19 protein-coding genes are annotated in these 17181 nt (G+C 35.4%); 8 read left to right on the top strand and 11 right to left on the bottom strand.

Annotation, left to right across the window (positions count from 1 at the left end; translation table 11 throughout):
* Window positions 1-27 precede the first annotated feature (27 nt).
* On the bottom strand, window positions 28-441 hold the full coding sequence (locus ACYQ3P_RS01085; RefSeq protein ID WP_460176110.1) for a hypothetical protein: 414 nt from the start codon (window positions 439-441) through the stop codon (window positions 28-30).
* Window positions 442-453: 12 nt separating this feature from the next.
* A complete protein-coding gene (locus ACYQ3P_RS01080; RefSeq protein ID WP_460176109.1) occupies window positions 454-1398 on the bottom strand; it encodes a sulfite exporter TauE/SafE family protein in 945 nt (314 codons plus the stop codon).
* Window positions 1399-1560: 162 nt separating this feature from the next.
* On the opposite strand from ACYQ3P_RS01080, the gene ACYQ3P_RS01075 reads away from it, so the two are divergent.
* A complete protein-coding gene (locus ACYQ3P_RS01075) occupies window positions 1561-2019 on the top strand; it encodes a response regulator (RefSeq protein WP_460176108.1) in 459 nt (152 codons plus the stop codon).
* On the opposite strand, the gene ACYQ3P_RS01070 is transcribed toward ACYQ3P_RS01075, so the two are convergent.
* From ACYQ3P_RS01070 to ACYQ3P_RS01060, 3 genes are read right to left on the bottom strand one after another with little or no spacing between them, the layout of a single operon-like run.
* Window positions 2020-2649, bottom strand: coding sequence for a hypothetical protein (locus ACYQ3P_RS01070; protein ID WP_460176107.1), 630 nt, complete (start codon window positions 2647-2649; stop codon window positions 2020-2022).
* Window positions 2646-3020, bottom strand: coding sequence for a response regulator (locus ACYQ3P_RS01065; protein ID WP_460176106.1), 375 nt, complete (start codon window positions 3018-3020; stop codon window positions 2646-2648). The genes ACYQ3P_RS01070 and ACYQ3P_RS01065 overlap by 4 nt, the downstream gene beginning before the upstream one ends.
* Window positions 3002-4720, bottom strand: a complete 1719-nt coding sequence (locus ACYQ3P_RS01060) for a sensor histidine kinase (RefSeq protein WP_460176105.1) — start codon at window positions 4718-4720, stop codon at window positions 3002-3004. The genes ACYQ3P_RS01065 and ACYQ3P_RS01060 overlap by 19 nt, the downstream gene beginning before the upstream one ends.
* Window positions 4721-4901: 181 nt before the next feature.
* Between ACYQ3P_RS01060 and ACYQ3P_RS01055 the strand changes: the two genes are divergently transcribed.
* From ACYQ3P_RS01055 to ACYQ3P_RS01035, 5 genes are all read left to right on the top strand, one after another.
* Window positions 4902-6008, top strand: coding sequence for an IS4 family transposase (locus ACYQ3P_RS01055; RefSeq protein ID WP_460176104.1), 1107 nt, complete (start codon window positions 4902-4904; stop codon window positions 6006-6008).
* A gap of 117 nt (window positions 6009-6125) precedes the next feature.
* Complete coding sequence (locus ACYQ3P_RS01050; RefSeq protein WP_460176103.1) at window positions 6126-6302, top strand: alpha/beta fold hydrolase; 177 nt, start codon at window positions 6126-6128, stop codon at window positions 6300-6302.
* 515 nt (window positions 6303-6817) lie between these two features.
* Window positions 6818-7633, top strand: a complete 816-nt coding sequence (locus ACYQ3P_RS01045; protein ID WP_460176102.1) for a chordopoxvirus fusion protein — start codon at window positions 6818-6820, stop codon at window positions 7631-7633.
* A 284-nt stretch (window positions 7634-7917) separates the two neighbouring features.
* Window positions 7918-8514 (top strand): alpha/beta fold hydrolase, encoded by a 597-nt coding sequence (locus tag ACYQ3P_RS01040; RefSeq protein ID WP_460176101.1) that lies wholly within the window; start codon window positions 7918-7920, stop codon window positions 8512-8514.
* Between the two features lie 445 nt (window positions 8515-8959).
* Window positions 8960-9667 carry a hypothetical protein gene (locus tag ACYQ3P_RS01035; protein ID WP_460176100.1) on the top strand — a complete coding sequence of 236 codons (708 nt, stop codon included), beginning with the start codon at window positions 8960-8962 and terminating at the stop codon, window positions 9665-9667.
* A 478-nt stretch (window positions 9668-10145) separates the two neighbouring features.
* On the opposite strand, the gene ACYQ3P_RS01030 is transcribed toward ACYQ3P_RS01035, so the two are convergent.
* From ACYQ3P_RS01030 to xerC, 6 genes are read right to left on the bottom strand one after another with little or no spacing between them, the layout of a single operon-like run.
* On the bottom strand, window positions 10146-11315 hold the full coding sequence (locus ACYQ3P_RS01030; protein WP_460176099.1) for a class I SAM-dependent RNA methyltransferase: 1170 nt from the start codon (window positions 11313-11315) through the stop codon (window positions 10146-10148).
* On the bottom strand, window positions 11312-11902 hold the full coding sequence (locus ACYQ3P_RS01025) for an FmdE family protein (protein WP_460176098.1): 591 nt from the start codon (window positions 11900-11902) through the stop codon (window positions 11312-11314). Before ACYQ3P_RS01025 ends, ACYQ3P_RS01030 begins: the two co-directional genes overlap by 4 nt.
* Window positions 11892-12572, bottom strand: a complete 681-nt coding sequence (locus tag ACYQ3P_RS01020) for a septal ring lytic transglycosylase RlpA family protein (protein WP_460176097.1) — start codon at window positions 12570-12572, stop codon at window positions 11892-11894. Before ACYQ3P_RS01020 ends, ACYQ3P_RS01025 begins: the two co-directional genes overlap by 11 nt.
* A 26-nt stretch (window positions 12573-12598) precedes the next feature.
* Entirely contained in the window at window positions 12599-13945 is a 1347-nt protein-coding gene (gene hslU / locus ACYQ3P_RS01015; protein ID WP_460178027.1) for an ATP-dependent protease ATPase subunit HslU, read from the bottom strand.
* Window positions 13936-14469, bottom strand: a complete 534-nt coding sequence (hslV, locus tag ACYQ3P_RS01010) for an ATP-dependent protease subunit HslV (RefSeq protein ID WP_460176096.1) — start codon at window positions 14467-14469, stop codon at window positions 13936-13938. Before hslV ends, hslU begins: the two co-directional genes overlap by 10 nt.
* A complete protein-coding gene (gene xerC / locus ACYQ3P_RS01005) occupies window positions 14466-15371 on the bottom strand; it encodes a tyrosine recombinase XerC (RefSeq protein WP_460176095.1) in 906 nt (301 codons plus the stop codon). The genes hslV and xerC overlap by 4 nt, the downstream gene beginning before the upstream one ends.
* Window positions 15372-15499: 128 nt before the next feature.
* Here xerC and ACYQ3P_RS01000 point away from each other — a divergent pair, with 128 nt between their 5' ends.
* Window positions 15500-16597: an inositol-3-phosphate synthase gene (locus tag ACYQ3P_RS01000; protein WP_460176094.1), complete on the top strand. Its 1098-nt coding sequence runs from the start codon at window positions 15500-15502 to the stop codon at window positions 16595-16597.
* Window position 16598: 1 nt separating this feature from the next.
* The gene (locus ACYQ3P_RS00995) at window positions 16599-17171 is read left to right on the top strand and encodes a CDP-alcohol phosphatidyltransferase family protein (protein WP_460176093.1); all 573 of its coding nucleotides are present in this window, start codon (window positions 16599-16601) and stop codon (window positions 17169-17171) included.
* The last annotated feature ends 10 nt before the right edge of the window (window positions 17172-17181 follow it).

Raw genomic sequence — 17181 nt, 5'->3', positions numbered from 1 at the left:
AAGGAGGCTCAAAGCCTCCTTTTATTATTAATGTCCACCTACATGTAAAATGCCTGATGCAGCAAGAATTAATATTAAACATTCAATAAATGCAATTGTAAAATAAACAAAATCTTTCTTTTTAAGAAAGATTGGCAATATTCTAATGTAACAAAGAATAGTAACAGCACCAAGAAATGCCACTGGTACGAAGTTTAAAAAATCTCCTTTTGTAACAAGACTTAACCATGCCCATCCCGGATGTAGTCCAGCGGAAACCAAATACTCATGAGCTTTTAATTTCCAGTATTTAGGTAAGTCTGATATTGGTATCTGAGGAGAAAGTATGCCTGTAAGATAAATTATAAATGTCAAAATAAGTAAGAGAAGTCCGATTTTCATTCCCCAATCAAGCCATTTTGCATAAACAATCTGTTCTTCTTTAACCTCATGCTTTGTCATGTTTTACCTCCTTTATTTCCATATTCCAAGTCCTTTTAGAAGCGCTCTTACTCCTGCAAAAAGTAACATAGCAATGACAATGTATCTTACTATTTTTGGTTTTGCAACAGCCAGAATCCTTACGCCTACAACTGAACCAAGCATAATTCCTATAATACTTGGAACAACCATCATCGGAAGCACTGCTCCATTGTTTAAATAGATCCATGCAGCGGATGTGTCTGTAATGGAAAGAAGAAATTTACTTGTTGCCACAGAAACTTTTAGGGGCGCTCCCATAAGAAGATTTAATACAGGAACATTAGCCCATCCAGCACCAAGACCAAACATTCCAGCCATAATTCCAATTGCTACAAAAAGTACGAGAGCTTGGGGAGTTCTGTGAACTTTCCAATCAATTTCCTTTCCTGTTGAAATTTCGTGGTATATTCCGCTTATTTTTAGTGCCTGTGATAGTGCATCTGCTTTCTTTACCTCAGGATACTCAGATTTTTTGGCAAGAAGCATAATTGCTACGATCATAAGAATTGTTCCACCAAGTGCGATATTAACAATATGTGGTGGTAGAGCCAGTCCTATCATAGCACCAACAATTGCAGAGGCAGATGCTATTAAAGCAAGAGGCATAGCGAGTCTCAAATCAGCAAATCCTCTTTTAAGAAGTCCAGGTCCTGCTGCAAGTGCACCTGCTAAGGCAACAAAAAGTCCTGCACCTCTAACAAAGTCCATGTTAAAAGGAAAAAAGCCGCCAACTATTGGAACAAAAAGAACACCGCCTCCAACACCGCCAAGAACTGCCAACACTCCGAGTATAAAGGTTGCTACAAATAGAAGCAATGGCCATGTCCACCATGGCATTGAACTATCCGCAGGTGTTGCTGTTTCAGCAAAAGCTGTAGAGACAGAAAGCAAAGACAAAAGCAAAACGATAAACAAACTCAGATACCTTATCTTCATCCTGACCTCCTAACTTTTTAGATATAAGATTATAAAATTATTACATAAATAGCCCAAAAAAAGTTATTATAATTTTTTATAGAAAAATAATTTATATTTTCTTTACATTTTTCTAAAAATTTTTTATTATTTTAAAAAGACATAAATAAAGAGGAGGTAAATATGGGAAGACAGATGAGAGTTTTATTAGTAGATGATGAAGTAGAGTTTGTAAAGACTCTTGCAAAAAGACTTGAGATGAGAGAACTAAAGCCAGATACTGTTTACAGTGGTGAAGAAGCAATAAAGTATGCTGAAGAGCAAGAACCAGATGTTATTGTATTGGATTTAAGAATGCCTGGAATGGATGGTATTGAGGTCTTAAGACAAATTAGACAAGCATATCCTACAACTCAAGTCATAATTCTTACAGCTCATGGAACTGAAAAGGATCAAGAAGAAGCTCAGAAATTAGGTGCTTATGAGTTTTTGAGAAAGCCTGTGGATATTGAAACCCTAATGGATAAAATTAAAGGTGCCTATCAGAGAAAGCTTGAGCTTACTATGTCTGCAATTGCTTTTGCTGAGGAAGGCGAGTTTGACACAGCCAGAAAAATTATGAAAAATAAAGAAGAAAAATAATTAAATAGGTATTTCTATATTAACGACCTTGTCAGTTTCTGAAATTTTTATATTTACGAGCGATGCTATTTCCTGAACTGTTGAAATCTGCCAGATATTTTGAGGGATATTTTCTACGGATTCGCCTTCATATTTTATTGTGAGTTTTATCAGATTATTTTCTTTATTAGCCGTTAGAAGGATAGTTGTATCAGGTTTGGATTTTTTCAAAAAACTGTCTAATGCATAAAATATTAAGAAATGTAATATGAAAGGTGAACTCTCAATATCAGGAAGGTTTGATGGTAACTCATACTTAAAAAAGACTTTTTTCCTGTTTAAGTATCTTTTCATTAATTCAGAAATTTCTTCAATCGCTGAATTCAAGTTAAAAGAACTTTTAAGATTATCCATTCTGTGTGCAAATCTGTTGAAATAGTTTATGAAATTTACACTTTTGTGTATTTGATTTTCAATTGCTTCAATGCTTTCAATTATATACGGCATTTCCTTTTTATCAATTGATTTTTTACCTTTGCATACATCTGCTATAAGTCCTGCAGATTCTTTTATTAGGGCAAGATGGTTATTGATTTCATGCGTAAAGTCAGCAATAATTTTACCAATAAATGCGATTGGCTTTTCTATCATTTTCCTTCCTCCTTTTTTAGTTTTGCTGTTTCAATTTTTGAGATCAACTCATCTATTTCTACAGGTTTTATAAGATAATCAAATGCTCCATTTTGTAAGCTTTTGTTAATTCTATCATCATCTCCATATCCTGAAAGCATTATTACTTGAATTGAAGGATTTATCTCTTTTATTTTCTTTAACACCTCCAGTCCATCTGCGTCTTTCAGTCCTATGTCCAGAATTACAACATCAGGAATTTCATTTATGTATTTGATTGCTTCTAAAAAACTTGTTACACCATTTGTTTTATATCCTCTTATATTAAGTCTTTCAGTAAGAGTTGTGACAAATTCCTGTTCATCATCAATAATTAGAATTTTGCCTTGCATTTAATTTCCTCCAAATCAGGATTAATAGGTAATTCTATATAAAAAGTTGTTCCTTTACCAACTTTGCTTTCTACTTTTATATCTCCTCCGAGTTTTTTAATAATTCCGTAAGAAATGTATAAACCTAAGCCAGTTCCCTTCTTTTTAGTAGTATAGAAAGGTTCAAAAATATGCTTTAATTTGTCCCTTGGAATACCAGGTCCATTGTCTTTTATTGATATCCTTACATGATTACTATCAATAATCTCTGTTTTTATTTCTATTTGACCCCCGATGTCAACAGCATCAACTGCATTGTTTATTATATTTAGCAAAACCTGTTGCAGCTGTCCTTTATCTGTTATAATTTTTGGTATATTTTCATTAAAATCGTAAATTATTTCAATATCTTTAGCCTGAATTTCTTTCTCAATAAAACTCACTACTTCTTTTATTGCTTCATTTATGTAAAATTCTTCCCTTGCTCTATCTATCTTTTTTGAAAAACTTAAAAGCCTGTGAGTAATTGTTTTACACCTTGTAACAGCATCCTGTATTGAACTTATTAGTTGGATAAATCTGTCTTTATTTTGGGATAAATCTCCATACTCAAGAAGGTCTTTCATCAATCCTGCTTTTTCGTTGATAATCGCTAAAGGATTGTTTATCTCATGAGCAACCCCTGCTGCAAGCCTGCCTATTGATGCAAGTTTATCAGCATGTTCAGCATTTGCAATAGCTATCTCTTTTTCTTGATCAAGCTTCTGAAGTCTATTTACGAGATGACTAATAGAAGTTGTTATTACAAAAAATATTACAACAATACTAAAAAAGCTAATTAGAGTAACTTCCTTGGTAAAAAATGCAGGTATTTTTTCATAAGGCTTTGAAAATATTTTTGTCACAAGAATCCAATTAGTATTTTTAATTGGTGTATATGCTATGTAAGCTTCTTTTTTATGGATTTTCAATTTTTGTATATTTACATTGCTTATGTTAAAGTCAAATTTTATATTAACAAATTGTACAGTTTCCATTGCATTACCGAAGAATTTTGAATTTGTCTGAAGAACTCCTTTGTTGTTTAAGAGAAATGCGTCATCCTGTGAGGTTATTTGAAGATTTTTCAAGTATCGCTCCAATATATCCATATTGATTGATACTCTAAGAAGTATAAAATCATTTTGTGATGGGAATTCTTTTTTTATTATTATCGAAAAATGCGGAATTTTTCGGTAGCCAAGAAATACATCTGTTACGTATTCGGTTTTCAATTTCATTTCATTAAACCATTCTGTGTCTGAATAGTCTTTTCCCTTTAATTTGTATGGACCACAATACAATATCTGTATTCCTTGACTATTTATGACTCCCATATCAACGATTCCTACAAATTCTCTTCTAAAATTTGTAAAAAGTTTATAAAATCTCTTTTCATCAGTAAAGTAATTTTCTGGATAGGAACTTGCTAAAAATCGTAAGGCTGACATTTTTTGAGAAATAAAAAATTCAATAGAATGCTGAGTTTCCTCCATTTGTGAGCTAAGATTGTTTTTGAAATCATCATTGACTAATTGATAAATCCAGAAATATGTAATTGTTATAACAATCGCAAGTGGAATTATTGCAAAGAATGTATTTAAAAGAATGAGTCTGAACTTAAGATAAAAGTATCTTTCTTCAGTGAGTTTTGCAAAAAATTGTTTTATCTTAGTAAGCATTAGTTAAATTATAGCAAAATTTAGAAATTATTTGGAATCAATCTTGTCCAAAATAAATTTTTTAAAAAGCTCCGATCTGGGTAAAATAGATTTAAAAATTAAAGACCCAGATCGGAGGTGTATATGAATAAGTATAGCAGTATTTTCAGTCAAATTCTATCCTTTTTTCCAAGATTAGAATTTGAGAAGTCAGTCAAAGGAGACAGAAGCTGAGCGTAGAGCAAAAGGGTTTACGAGTTGGGGGCAATTTGTAGCTATGTTATTTTGTCAACTTGGGCAGGCGCATTCTCTAAGAGAGATATGTAATGGACTTGCCAGTTGCGTTGGCAAGTTAAGGCATCTTGGTATAAAAGAAGCTCCAAAGAGCTCTACCCTTGCCTATGCAAATGAACACAGACCGTGGGAACTTTTTCAAGCAGTATTTTATATGCTTCTTCAGAGATGTCAGTCTAAATTTACTGGCAAGAGGAAATTCAGATTTAAGAACAAGCTAATGAGCTTTGATGCATCTGTAATAGAGTTGTGTGCAACAGTATTTGACTGGGCAAAATTCAGAAAGACTAAAGGTGCGGTAAAGTTGCATTTACTACTTGACCACTCAGGATATTTACCTGAATATGCGCATATAACAGAAGGTAAAGTGCACGAAGTAAACATATTAAGGAGACTTCAATTTTGTTCTGGTGCCATAGTAGTAATAGACAGAGGGTGTGTTGACTATGCTTTATTTGGTAGATGGACAAAGGAGGGGGTATATTTTGTAACAAGGTTAAAGGACAACGCCTCTTATAAAGTGATAAAGAGCCTACCAGTGCCAAAGAACAGAAACATAATTCGGGATGAGATAATCAAGCTTAAGGGTTTTTATGCAGAGCAAGACTGTCCATATGAGCTACGGAGGATAGAGGTCATGGATAAGGAAACAAAAGATACAGTTGTGCTACTCACGAACCAACTGAGCTTTGGTGCAACGACCATATCAGAGATATACAAAGACAGATGGCAGGGCAGATTTTTTAAGACATTGAAACAAAATCTAAGAGTAAAAACCTTTGTAGGGACATCAGCGAATGCACTTAAGATACAGATATGGACGGCATTAATAGCGATACTGATACTGAAGTATCTGAAGGAGTTATCAACATTTGGATGGTCATTAAGTAATCTAGTTGCATTGTTGAGACTAAACCTATTTACATATAGGAATTTATGGGAATGGATAAATAAACCGACAGAGACACCGCAAATTGAGCCTCAAATAGAACAGTTAAAATTTAGACTTGTTTAATTGGACAGCAAATAAAAAGAAAGGGGGGTAACCTGATTTTGAAAAAGCAAATTTTCTTGTCCAAAAGTCTTATTTTATGCGGATGTTTTTTATGAGTTTAGATTATTTTGGACAGCAATGATTTACAGTGAACACAAATGCAGGTTAATCCTGACTCAAGGTATAAATGATAAGATTTTGCCTGTAAAAGCTTTATATGATTTAAAAGAGCTATTTCCAAATGCAGAATTTCATACATTAGATGCATCCCATTGGATTCATTTTAGTAAGATAATCACGTTAAACCTGAATTGAGGATTTTTCACAAAACCTTTGTCAATCTGTCATTGCATGCTTGTAGTCAGGCAGCGTGGCAATCTCGTTTTTTTTATACCTATCCAGTCATTGCGAGCCTCAAAGAAGTTGAGGTGTGACACTCCGTCTTTTCGTCATTGCGAGGGACAAAGTCCCGAAGCAATCTCGTCTTTCTCCATAGATTAAGAGAAAAGATTGCTTCGGCATCCTGACGGATGCCTCGCAATGACTTTGTAGTGTGTCATTGCGAGGGTATCCTCTCCCCCGTCATTGCGTCCCCCTCCCTGTCATTGCGAGCGAAGCGAAGCAATCTCTCCTTTGTTCTCTTTCAATAAGGAATGAGATTGCTTCGCATCCTTCGGATGATCGCAATGACAGCAAAAAATACTTAATTTTCAAATGGTTATACCAATTATTGGATTTCTGTCTCTATTTTTTGGGTATTATTTGAATATTTAAGTCTTCATAGAAATAATGTTATTATATATTAAAAGCAACTTATTAGGAGATTTTTAATGGTAAGTGTTCAGTTTTACAGAAAAATTGAGAAGCTCCCAGAAGATTTTCGGGAGATATTTTTAGATTTAATTGAAGAGGTTGCTAAAACTGTAACAAAAGAAGACTTCAGAGAGTTAAAGGATACTGTAGCTGAAATAGGGAAATCTTTAAACGAATTAGCAGAGGCGCAGAAAAAATCAGAGGAGAGACTTACAAGGCTTGAGAAAGTAGTTGAAGAGTTAGCAGAGGCACAGAAAAAATCAGAGGAGAGACTTACAAGGCTTGAGAAAACAGTTGAAGAGTTAGCAGAGGCGCAGAATAGAGCTGAGCAGAGACTTGGCAGGCTTGAGCAGGTGGTGGAGGAATTAGCAGAGGCGCAGAAGAAGACTGAGGATGAACTTGCAAAACTTGTTCAGGAACATAGAAAGACAAGGGAACAGGTTGGAAATCTCATTAATTTGCACGGCTTTCTCCTTGAAGATAGAGCATACAAGGCTTTACCACAACTACTTGAAAGAGATTTTGGAGCAAAGGTCTTAGAACCTTTCAAAAGAACCTTTGTTTCTTTGAGCAAAGGAAAAGAAATAGAACTTAATATAATTGGAAAAGTTGAAATCAAGGAAAAAAGTTTCTGGGTATTGGGTGAGTGCAAAACTCAATTAAAGAAGAGCGATATAACCGAATTTGAGAAAAAGCTTCAATCTTTGGAAAAGATATTTGGAAAAAATTTCATAAAAATTTTGGTTACAGCCCAAACAATTAACTCAGAAGTAATAAAGTTTGCTGAACAGAGAGGTTTTAAATTATACTTCAGTTATGAGTTTCCAATTTAGATTTTACTAAATTGGAAGATTATTTAGTATCATTGTAAATTTTCTTCGTCATTGCGAGCATTTTTTAGTTGTTGCAGAAATTTTCTTGTTATTGCGACGAGCGAAGCGAGAGGAAGCAATCTTGTTGCCTTTTAGATTAAGTCGCCTGTGTAATGATAGGCTCGCAATTACGAAGAGGCAGATTGCCAAGTCTCACCTTCGTTGAGGCTTACAATGACAGGCTAACAAATGTTTTATATAAAATAGCTTAATTTAGATTTTACTAATTGAGGACTTCTATAAGGATGAATCTTTTCATATCAGGTTGGGCTGGGTTTAGGGAAGCATTAGGAGACATTCCATCTGATTGGAGCTTCATAAATCCCTTCCTTGATTATGACGAGGAAGGGATTTTAAATTTTTTGAAAGATAAATCAGGTGAGACATTAGTTGGCTGGTCAACTGGCGGGCATATTGTTTTGAAAAATCTTGGATTTTTCAGCGAGAGGTTTGATACAGTAATCATTGTTGCAGGATTTAAAAGGTTCACTGATTATGTCAGTGAACGCGTGATAAAAAGAATGATTAAAAAAATGCAAACTGAGCCAGAGGCTGTGGTCAAAGATTTTCTTATTAATGCAGGATGTAATCCAGTAATACCTGATGCTATTGATAAAGATAAGCTAATTAATGGCTTGAATTTTCTGCTTTCCTCAAAAATAACTTCTATTTACAGTGAATACAAATGCAGGTTAATCCTGACTCAAGGTATAAATGATAAGATTTTGCCTGTAAAAGCTTTATATGATTTAAAAGAGCTATTTCCAAATGCAGAATTTCATACATTAGATGCATCCCATTGGATTCATTTTAGTAAGATAATCACGTTAAACCTGAATTGAGGATTTTTCACAAAACCTTTGTCAATCTGTCATTACACGCTTGCCGTTTAATTAAGTTTGTCATTGCACGCATCACGGTTTATTTTTTTCCTCTCATCCTAAGCTTGCAATTTATTTTTTTCCGTCATTGCGAGGCATCCGTCAGGATGCCGAAGCAATCTTTTCGTAAAGTAAGTTCTGTCGCTCTGTAGCGCTGTCGCTCTATGGCACTATGACGGCGAGATTGCCACGCCTCCTTCGGAGGCTCGCAATGACACCCTTTTTTGTCATCACGAGGCTTGCGAAGGAAGCCGAAGCCCAACTTCATCAATTTTCAGCCTTTAAAAATATCAAAAGCTTTATAATTCAATAAGTTATATCTTTTTTCATTCAATTTTGTAGTCTAACCTAATTTTATTATTTTTGCCTATTTATTCCCTTAAATATTGACTTTTTTGTCTAATTTTTGTATACTAATATAAAAAAGGAGGTAACTATATTCGTAAAAGAATCTTGGTCAACAAAAAAAGGTAAAAAATACAAAACCTACGAAATATCTAAAGCTTACAGAGACAAAAAAACTAAAAAGGTTAGGCATGAAAAAATTGCCAATATCACTCACTTAGGTGAGCCTCTTATTTCCAAAATAAGGCAACTGCTTAAGTCACCTGAGAAAAAGGTTGTAGTGGACAAAGACAAGTTTTTTGAGGATGCAACTTCAGTAGGGCATATACTGTTACTGTTAGGATTTATGATGAAGATAGGATTTCTGGGATGGTTAAGGCATTTTCCAAAGAAGGTAAGAGATTTGCTTTTGGCAGTAGTGCTTAACAGGATAATAGAGCCAAGGAGTAAGTATGCATCAGTGGGATGGATACGAAGAAGTGGTTTTATGGAACTGTTTGATTTAAGGGAAGAGGATATGCATGTAAATGAGATATACAGGGCAATGGACAAGTTGTATGAGAAGATGGATAATGTGTTAGATGATTTTTATAAGACGGGAGCACAAGGGACAAAGTTGTTGCTTTATGATATTACCTCAGTATACTTTGAGGGTCAAGGACCTCTGGGGCTTGCAAGATATGGATACTCAAGGGATGGGAAGCCCGATAAAAAGCAAGTATTGTTGTGTTTATGTTTGAACGAGAATAAATTTCCAGTGTGGGAGTAGGGGATAAGATTTTCAGAACTTACGAAAGTGCGAGAGAATTTTGTAGGCTAATCTAAAAATTATAACTCATTGATTTTAAAATTTTTTTATTCAAAAGTTGATGAAGTGGGGCGAAGTGATCTCTCCGTTGGAATAAAAAGGCGAGATTGCCACGCTTCGGGTGGCTGTGTCGCAATCTTTTACGTCTCACTTCTTACGTCTTACGTTTTACGAATGTTTAGAGATTGCTTTGTCGCTATCACTCCTTGCAATGACGAGGAGGGAACCCCTTGCAATGATGAAGAAAGCCCGTTGCAAAGGTAAAGAAAAGAAACCGCTCGGAATGGTAAAGAAATGGAAAACTTCGTAATAACAAAGAAGGAAGCACCCTCGCAATGACAGGGAAAGGAAAATATTGCAATAACGATAGAATGCTCACAAAGACGAAAAAATTGGAATGATGATTTAGAATTACTAAATTTGTTTTTAAGATAATTATTTACTCAAGCCTCATCAAAGCCACATTTTCAATATGATATGTTTGGGGAAACATATCAACCGGCTGAACTTCTAAAAGTCTGTATCCCTGTTCTTTCAAATATTTAAGATCCCTTGCAAGGGTTGAGGGCTCACATGATACATAGATAATTTTTTTTATTCTCCTTTCCACTATTGCCTGCAGAACTTCTTTCATACACCCAACTCTTGGTGGGTCCAATACTATAGCATCTCCTGAAATATCAGACTCCATCAGTGTTTCTTCAGTTTTCTGACAAAGATAGGTGATGTTATCATATTCTTTTAGATTGATTTTGGCATCCTTATAAGCTGAACGACTTTCCTCAATCGCAATTACCCTTTCTGCTTTATCTGCAATAAATGCTGTAAATGTGCCAACTCCTGCGTATGCATCAATGACTGTTTTGTCCTCTGGGCTTAGGTAGTTGAGCACGGTGTTGATTAAATTCTCCGCTTGAAAGGTATTGACTTGAAAAAATGAAGGTGCGGAAATGGTAAATTCCTTTCCAAGAAGCCTTTCAGTATAAAAATTTTGCCCAGTTTTTATTTCGTTTACTTCCATCTCTGGTTGAACCAACCATGTTCCAGTATTTACGCCGTATCTAATAGTTATATTATGGGTTTTTCGTTTTGGATTTTTGCCCTGAAGCTGTGATAGAATCATATTTATTTCTTGGTGCATTATATGGCAATAATCAACATGAATAAATTTATGTGTTCCACGCATTTTAAACCCCAAAGCTCTTTGCCTGTTGATTGAAAAATCACCTCTGTTGCGATAGTTAAATGGATTTTCTGCTTTAATAGTTAAGTTAGTAAAATCCTCTGGATTTTCAAATCCACCAATTCTTTTTAATTGTTCTATCACAACTATTTCCTTGAGTTTTGTCTGATAGATATATGCCACATGTTGAAAACTACATCCACCGCACTGTCCAAATAATTTACATGGAGGAGATTCTCTAAAAAATGATGGTTGTAATATATCTATTATTTCTCCCCTGTAAAAATCTCCCTCATCCTTAATTATTCTTGCCCTGATGATTTCTCCGGGAATTGCATAAGGAACAAAAACGACTTTTCCCTCATGTTTGCCAATTCCCTCCCCAAGATGAGCTATTCCTGTAATTTCAATCTCAATTTCAATCATAACTCACCCTCAAAACAAGGAATGCAAAGTATTCTGCCTTTGAGGAGTCTTGCTTTTATCTCTGCAACTTTTTCTCCGCAAGAGTCACATTTTACGCTTTTGAAAATTCGTGCTTCCTTTGGAGGTTTAATGTTTGGATATGTAATTTTTAAAATCTCATTTTCCGGGGCTTCAAGAATTTTTTTCATTTTTTCAGCCTTTCTTTTTTTTATAAAATCAATCACCTCAGCTGAATTATCGCCTTCCATAAATCTCTGCCAGAGAGACCTTTCCTCATCTGTTTCTTTAAATTCAAAATCAATTGATATTCTAACAGCCTTTTCTGTCTTTCTGTTGTAAAATGTATAAACCTGTTTGCCATAGTCTTTGAATATAAGGTTTCCTTTTCCAAATGTACATCCAGTGATTACCTGTATGGCATCAACTGCACATGAATCATTTTCAACAATACAGACGAGTTCCTCATCTTCTGAGCGATTTATATTAAGTTCTCTGACTGCTGCTCTTGCTACCCTATATCCGAGTGCAAGACCCGGGCATGCGTGTCCGTGAAATTTAACAACATCATCAAAGTGTTCAAATTTCATCCTTCATACCTCCTTCAAAATTGGTAACAAAAACCTTATAACCCTCTTGAGCCATTGATTTTGCCATTCTGTAAGCATCATCATAGCTATTGAATTTGCCAACCCTTACCCTGTAGAATGTTTCTCCCTTTACAAAAGACTTTGTTATATAGACATCCCTGTAACTAAGACTTAAAGCTTGTTTTAAAAGTATAGCATTATCAATTTCCTTAAAAGCACCTACTTGTATTGTAAGAGTTCCTGCAATTGGTCTATAGCTTACATATCTAACATACCTGTAATCTCTTCCTATTGGCTCCATTAAAACCTCTCCAGTGCTTTTTAAATCAATCTTCATTGCAGAAGCATATGAAAGGTCTAAGTCTCTTCCTGCAACAAATGGACCTCTGTCATTGACTGTGCAGATTACTTCTTTGCCATTTTTGATATTTACCACCCTGAGCTTTGTTCCAAATGGAAATTCCCTGTGGGCACAAGTGTAATCATACATGTTAAAAATTTCTCCTGATGCAGTGGGTCTTCCGTGAAATCCCGGTCCATACCATGATGCAACTACTTTTCTTGCTCCAGAGGGAACTTCTTCAATTGTAACAGGCTGTTGTTTTGGTGCACAGGAAAAAATAAACAGGGCAATTAATAATGTCAGATGCCTAACAGAGCATTTCATCATCTTTCCTTAATCCATAATCTAAAATTTTACAAGATATATCTGCTAAGGTCTTCACTCTTGATAATTTCGTTAAGCTTTTCCTTTACAAACTTGGCATCAATTACTATTTTCTTTCCACTAAGCTCATTTGCATTGAATGATATGTCTTCAAGGAGTTTCTCCATTACTGTATGAAGCCTTCTTGCACCAATGTTTTCTGTCTTTTCATTAACAAGCTGGGCGATTTCTGCAATTTCTGCAATTCCATCCTCGGTGAAATGAAGTTCAACATTCTCAGTTTTTAAAAGAGCAGTATACTGTTTTATCAGTGCATTGTCAGGCTCAGTGAGTATTCTTATAAATTCCTCCTTGCCAAGACTGCTAAGTTCTACTCTGATTGGGAATCTTCCCTGAAGTTCTGGGATTAAATCTGAAGGCTTTGATACATGGAATGCACCTGCAGCTATGAAAAGTATGTGGTCAGTCCTTACAGGACCGTATTTTGTTGAAACCGTAGAACCTTCTACTATTGGAAGCAAATCCCTCTGAACACCTTCTCGGGAGACATCAGGTCCATAAGAGCTTCCACGAGATGCGATTTTATCAATTTCATCAACAAAAACTATTCCAGTCTGTTCAACCCTTTCAATGGCTTCTTTTGTAACCTTTTCCATATCTATCAATTTATTTGCCTCTTCCTGAGTAAAAAGCTGACGAGCTTCAGAAACCTTGACCTTTTTTCTTTTAACTTTTTCGGGAAGAAAACTGCCGAGCATTTCTTTAAGATTTATCTCTATTTCCTCCATAGCAACATTTGATATAACTCCAAAAGGAATTACCTTTTCCTTTATATCAATCTCAACATATCTGTCATCAAGTAATCCTTCTCTTAGCTGTTTTCTCAACTTTTCACGGGTTTCTTGATATCTTGACCTTTCCTGTGCCTCATCCATGTCTGCTCTGTATCTTGGCTGTGGCAAAAGTATATCAAGCAATCTCTCTTCAGCCATCTGCTTTGCTTTTTCCTGAACCCTTTCCATATGCTCTTGTTTTACCATGTTCATTGCAACCTCAGTGAGATCCCTTATTATTGATTCCACATCTCTGCCCACATAACCAACCTCTGTAAATTTGGATGCCTCAACTTTGATAAACGGAGCATTTACAAGTCTTGCAAGTCTTCTTGCAATCTCTGTCTTTCCAACACCTGTTGGTCCAATCATTAGAATATTCTTTGGCAAAACTTCATCCCTTAACTCCTTTGGAAGCAGTTGTCTGCGATATCTGTTTCTTAACGCAATGGCTACAGCTTTTTTTGCCTGTTCCTGTCCGATGATAAATTTATTAAGCTCTTCAACTATTCTTTTCGGTGTAAGATGTTCCATTATTCCAATTCCTCCATTACAATCGTGTTATTTGTGTATATGCAAATTTTTGAAGCTATTTCCATAGCCTTTGTTACAATTTCCTTTGCAGAAAGTTCTGTATTGTCATATAAAGCTTTGGCTGCTGCATAGGCATAAGGACCACCAGAGCCAATTGCTGCAATGTTGTCCTCTGGTTCAATGACATCCCCATTTCCTGAAAGAATCAAAATATGCTCCCTGTCTGCAACAACAAGCAATGCTTCAAGTCGTCTTAGAACCTTATCGGTTCGCCAGTCCTTTGACAATTCAACCGCTGCACGAAGTAGATTTCCCTTGTATGTCTCAAGTTTTCCTTCAAATTTCTCAAAAAGTGTGAAAGCATCAGCAGTAGAGCCGGCAAATCCTGTAAGTACTTTGCCATTATAAATCTTTCTTATTTTTTTAGCATTATGCTTAAGCACAGTATTGCCCATCGTAACCTGTCCATCTGAGGCAATAACAACAGAGTTGCCTTTTTTTACACATAAAACTGTAGTTCCACAAATTTTCATTCTTCCTCCCTTGAAAGTGGATGAGATTTATCGTAAATCTCCATCAAATGCTTTAAATCAATGTGCGTATAAATCTGAGTTGTTGAAAGCGACGAGTGTCCAAGCAATTCCTGAATCACCCTTAAATCTGCTCCTTCCATCAAAAGATGACTGGCGAATGTGTGCCTTAATGTATGGGGTCCGATTCTTTCAGAAATTCCAATTGCTTTTGCATATTTTTCTACAATTCTTCTTACCTGCCTGTCAGAAATTCTACCACCCCTATTATTAATGAAAAGCGGAGTTTCATCGGATTTGAGACGCTTTTTTATTCTTAAAACCTGCCTCATGGCAAGATATTTTTTTACAGCTTCTTTAGCCTTTTGCCCAATTGGAACAATTCTTTCTTTATTTCCCTTTCCACGAACTTTTATAAGTCCTTCTCGTAAATCAATATCATCAAGATTCAAGCTACAAAGCTCGCTAACTCTTATTCCGCATCCATAGAGAAACTCCAGAATAGCCTTGTCCCTTTGAGATATAAAATCATTATCTGATACAGAATCTATCATCTTAAAAGTATCATCAACGGTAAGAAATTTTGGTAAGGGCTTAATATTTTTAACAGAAGATACAACTCGGGCTGGATTGATTTCAATAATTCCCTCTGAGTACAGATAGGAAAAGAAAGACCTTATTGAAGACAGCTTTCTTGAAACTGTGCTTTTTGCCTTACCTTTAAGAATCTGCTCAGAGACAAATCCTCTTATAGTGATTGGTTCAACCTTTTCAGGCTCAGTGTTTGCAAACTGAAAAAATTCCACAAGGTCCTTTTTATATGCCCTAAGAGTGTGAGGCGAATCACCCCTCTGCAGTCTAATGTGATTCAAAAAATTGTTTATGTATTCAGTTGTTTTATCCATGTTTAAAAGATATTGTAAAATCCTATGCTAAATTAAATCAACCGTGCAAAGCTTGACAGAAACACATTGATTAGTTTATAAAATTTTGTTTTGGTATTTTTTTATCAATCGCAACAAGGAGAGTAAGGATGGGTAAAATAAAAATTGCTATTGTTGGAGTTGGAAATTGTGCAAGTTCACTCATTCAAGGAATTGAGTATTACAAAAAATACAATTCGCAGGAAAAAATTCCCGGGCTCATGCATTTTAATCTCGGTGGATATCTTCCCGGAGACATAGAGGTCGTTGCAGCCTTTGATATAGATAAAAGAAAAGTTGACAAACCCCTTAAAAAAGCTATTTTTGCAAAGCCAAATTGCACAAAGATATTTTATAAAGATTTGCCTGACTATCCAGTGAAGGTTTCAATGGGACCTATTCTTGACGGTGTTGCTGAGCACATGAAGGACTATCCGGATGAAAAAAGATTTATTCCAGCTGCAAAGAAACCTGTTGATGTTGTTAAGGTGCTTAAGGAATCTGGAGCTGAAATAATGATTAGCTATCTTCCTGTTGGCTCAGAAGAGGCAACAAAGTATTATGCTCAGGCAGCACTGGATGCAGGCGTTGCTTTTATAAACTGCATACCTGTATTCATAGCATCCAATGATGAGTGGATTAAAAAGTTTGAAGAAAAGAAAATTCCAATAATTGGAGATGATATAAAAAGTCAGATTGGAGCAACAATTGTCCATAGAGTCTTGAGCAAGCTCTGTATGGACAGAGGAGTAAGAATAACAAACACCTATCAGCTTAATGTCGGTGGAAACACTGATTTTCTGAATATGCTTAATCGTTCAAGACTTAAATCTAAAAAAATATCAAAAACAGAAGCTGTAACAAGCCAGATTTCTCATGAAATAACTGCTGATCATGTTCACATAGGACCTTCTGACTATATTCCATGGTTAAATGACAATAAGATATGCTTTTTGAGAATAGAAGGTGAAATTTTTGGAAATGTGCCTATAAATCTTGAGCTTAGATTGAGCGTTGAGGACTCACCAAACAGTGCTGGAGTAGTTATAGATGCCATAAGATGTTGTAAGTTGGCATTAGACAGAAAGGTCGGAGGCTTACTCATATCACCTTCAGCCTATTTTATGAAGCATCCGAGAACACAGTATCCAGATGAAGTAGCAAAAAATATGGTGGAGGAGTTCATAGCAGGTAAGAGGGAAAGATAGCTTGCTAAGTGAGAAATTCAGCCATTTTTTAGACAAACCCCTTACCCCTTTAGCAAAAGCATTTCCTATAAATCCGAATATTGTAACATTTTTCGGAATGATTATAACTTCGTCTTCCGGCTTTATAATTCCCTTCAATCTTTTTTGGGGTGGTATATTAATACTTTTAGGCGGAGTATTTGACCTTCTTGACGGTATACTTGCGAGGGTTAATGGAAGGGCTACTAAATTTGGTGCACTCTTTGATTCTACCCTTGACAGGATTGCTGATGGATTTATTTTTTTAGGAATAATCTGGTATTTTGCACGAATCAATGATGAACAGGGATTGATTTTTAGCGTTGTTGGAATGATTGCATCTTTTTTGATTTCCTATGTCAGGGCAAGGGCTGAAGGTTTAGGAGTATCATGCAATATTGGCTTGATAGAAAGACCTGAAAGGCTTATTCTGATTGCCATTGGTTGTTTGACATCCTTTATTTACACAGCAGTAGTAGTTCTTACAATACTCAGCTGGATTACTGTAATTCAAAGAATTATGCATGCAAAAAAAAGCTTGAAAAATTTGTCATAGCAGAGCTTAA

This window comes from Thermodesulfovibrio hydrogeniphilus (assembly GCF_054657355.1).
This window is presented reverse-complemented; position numbering and strand designations above follow the sequence as displayed.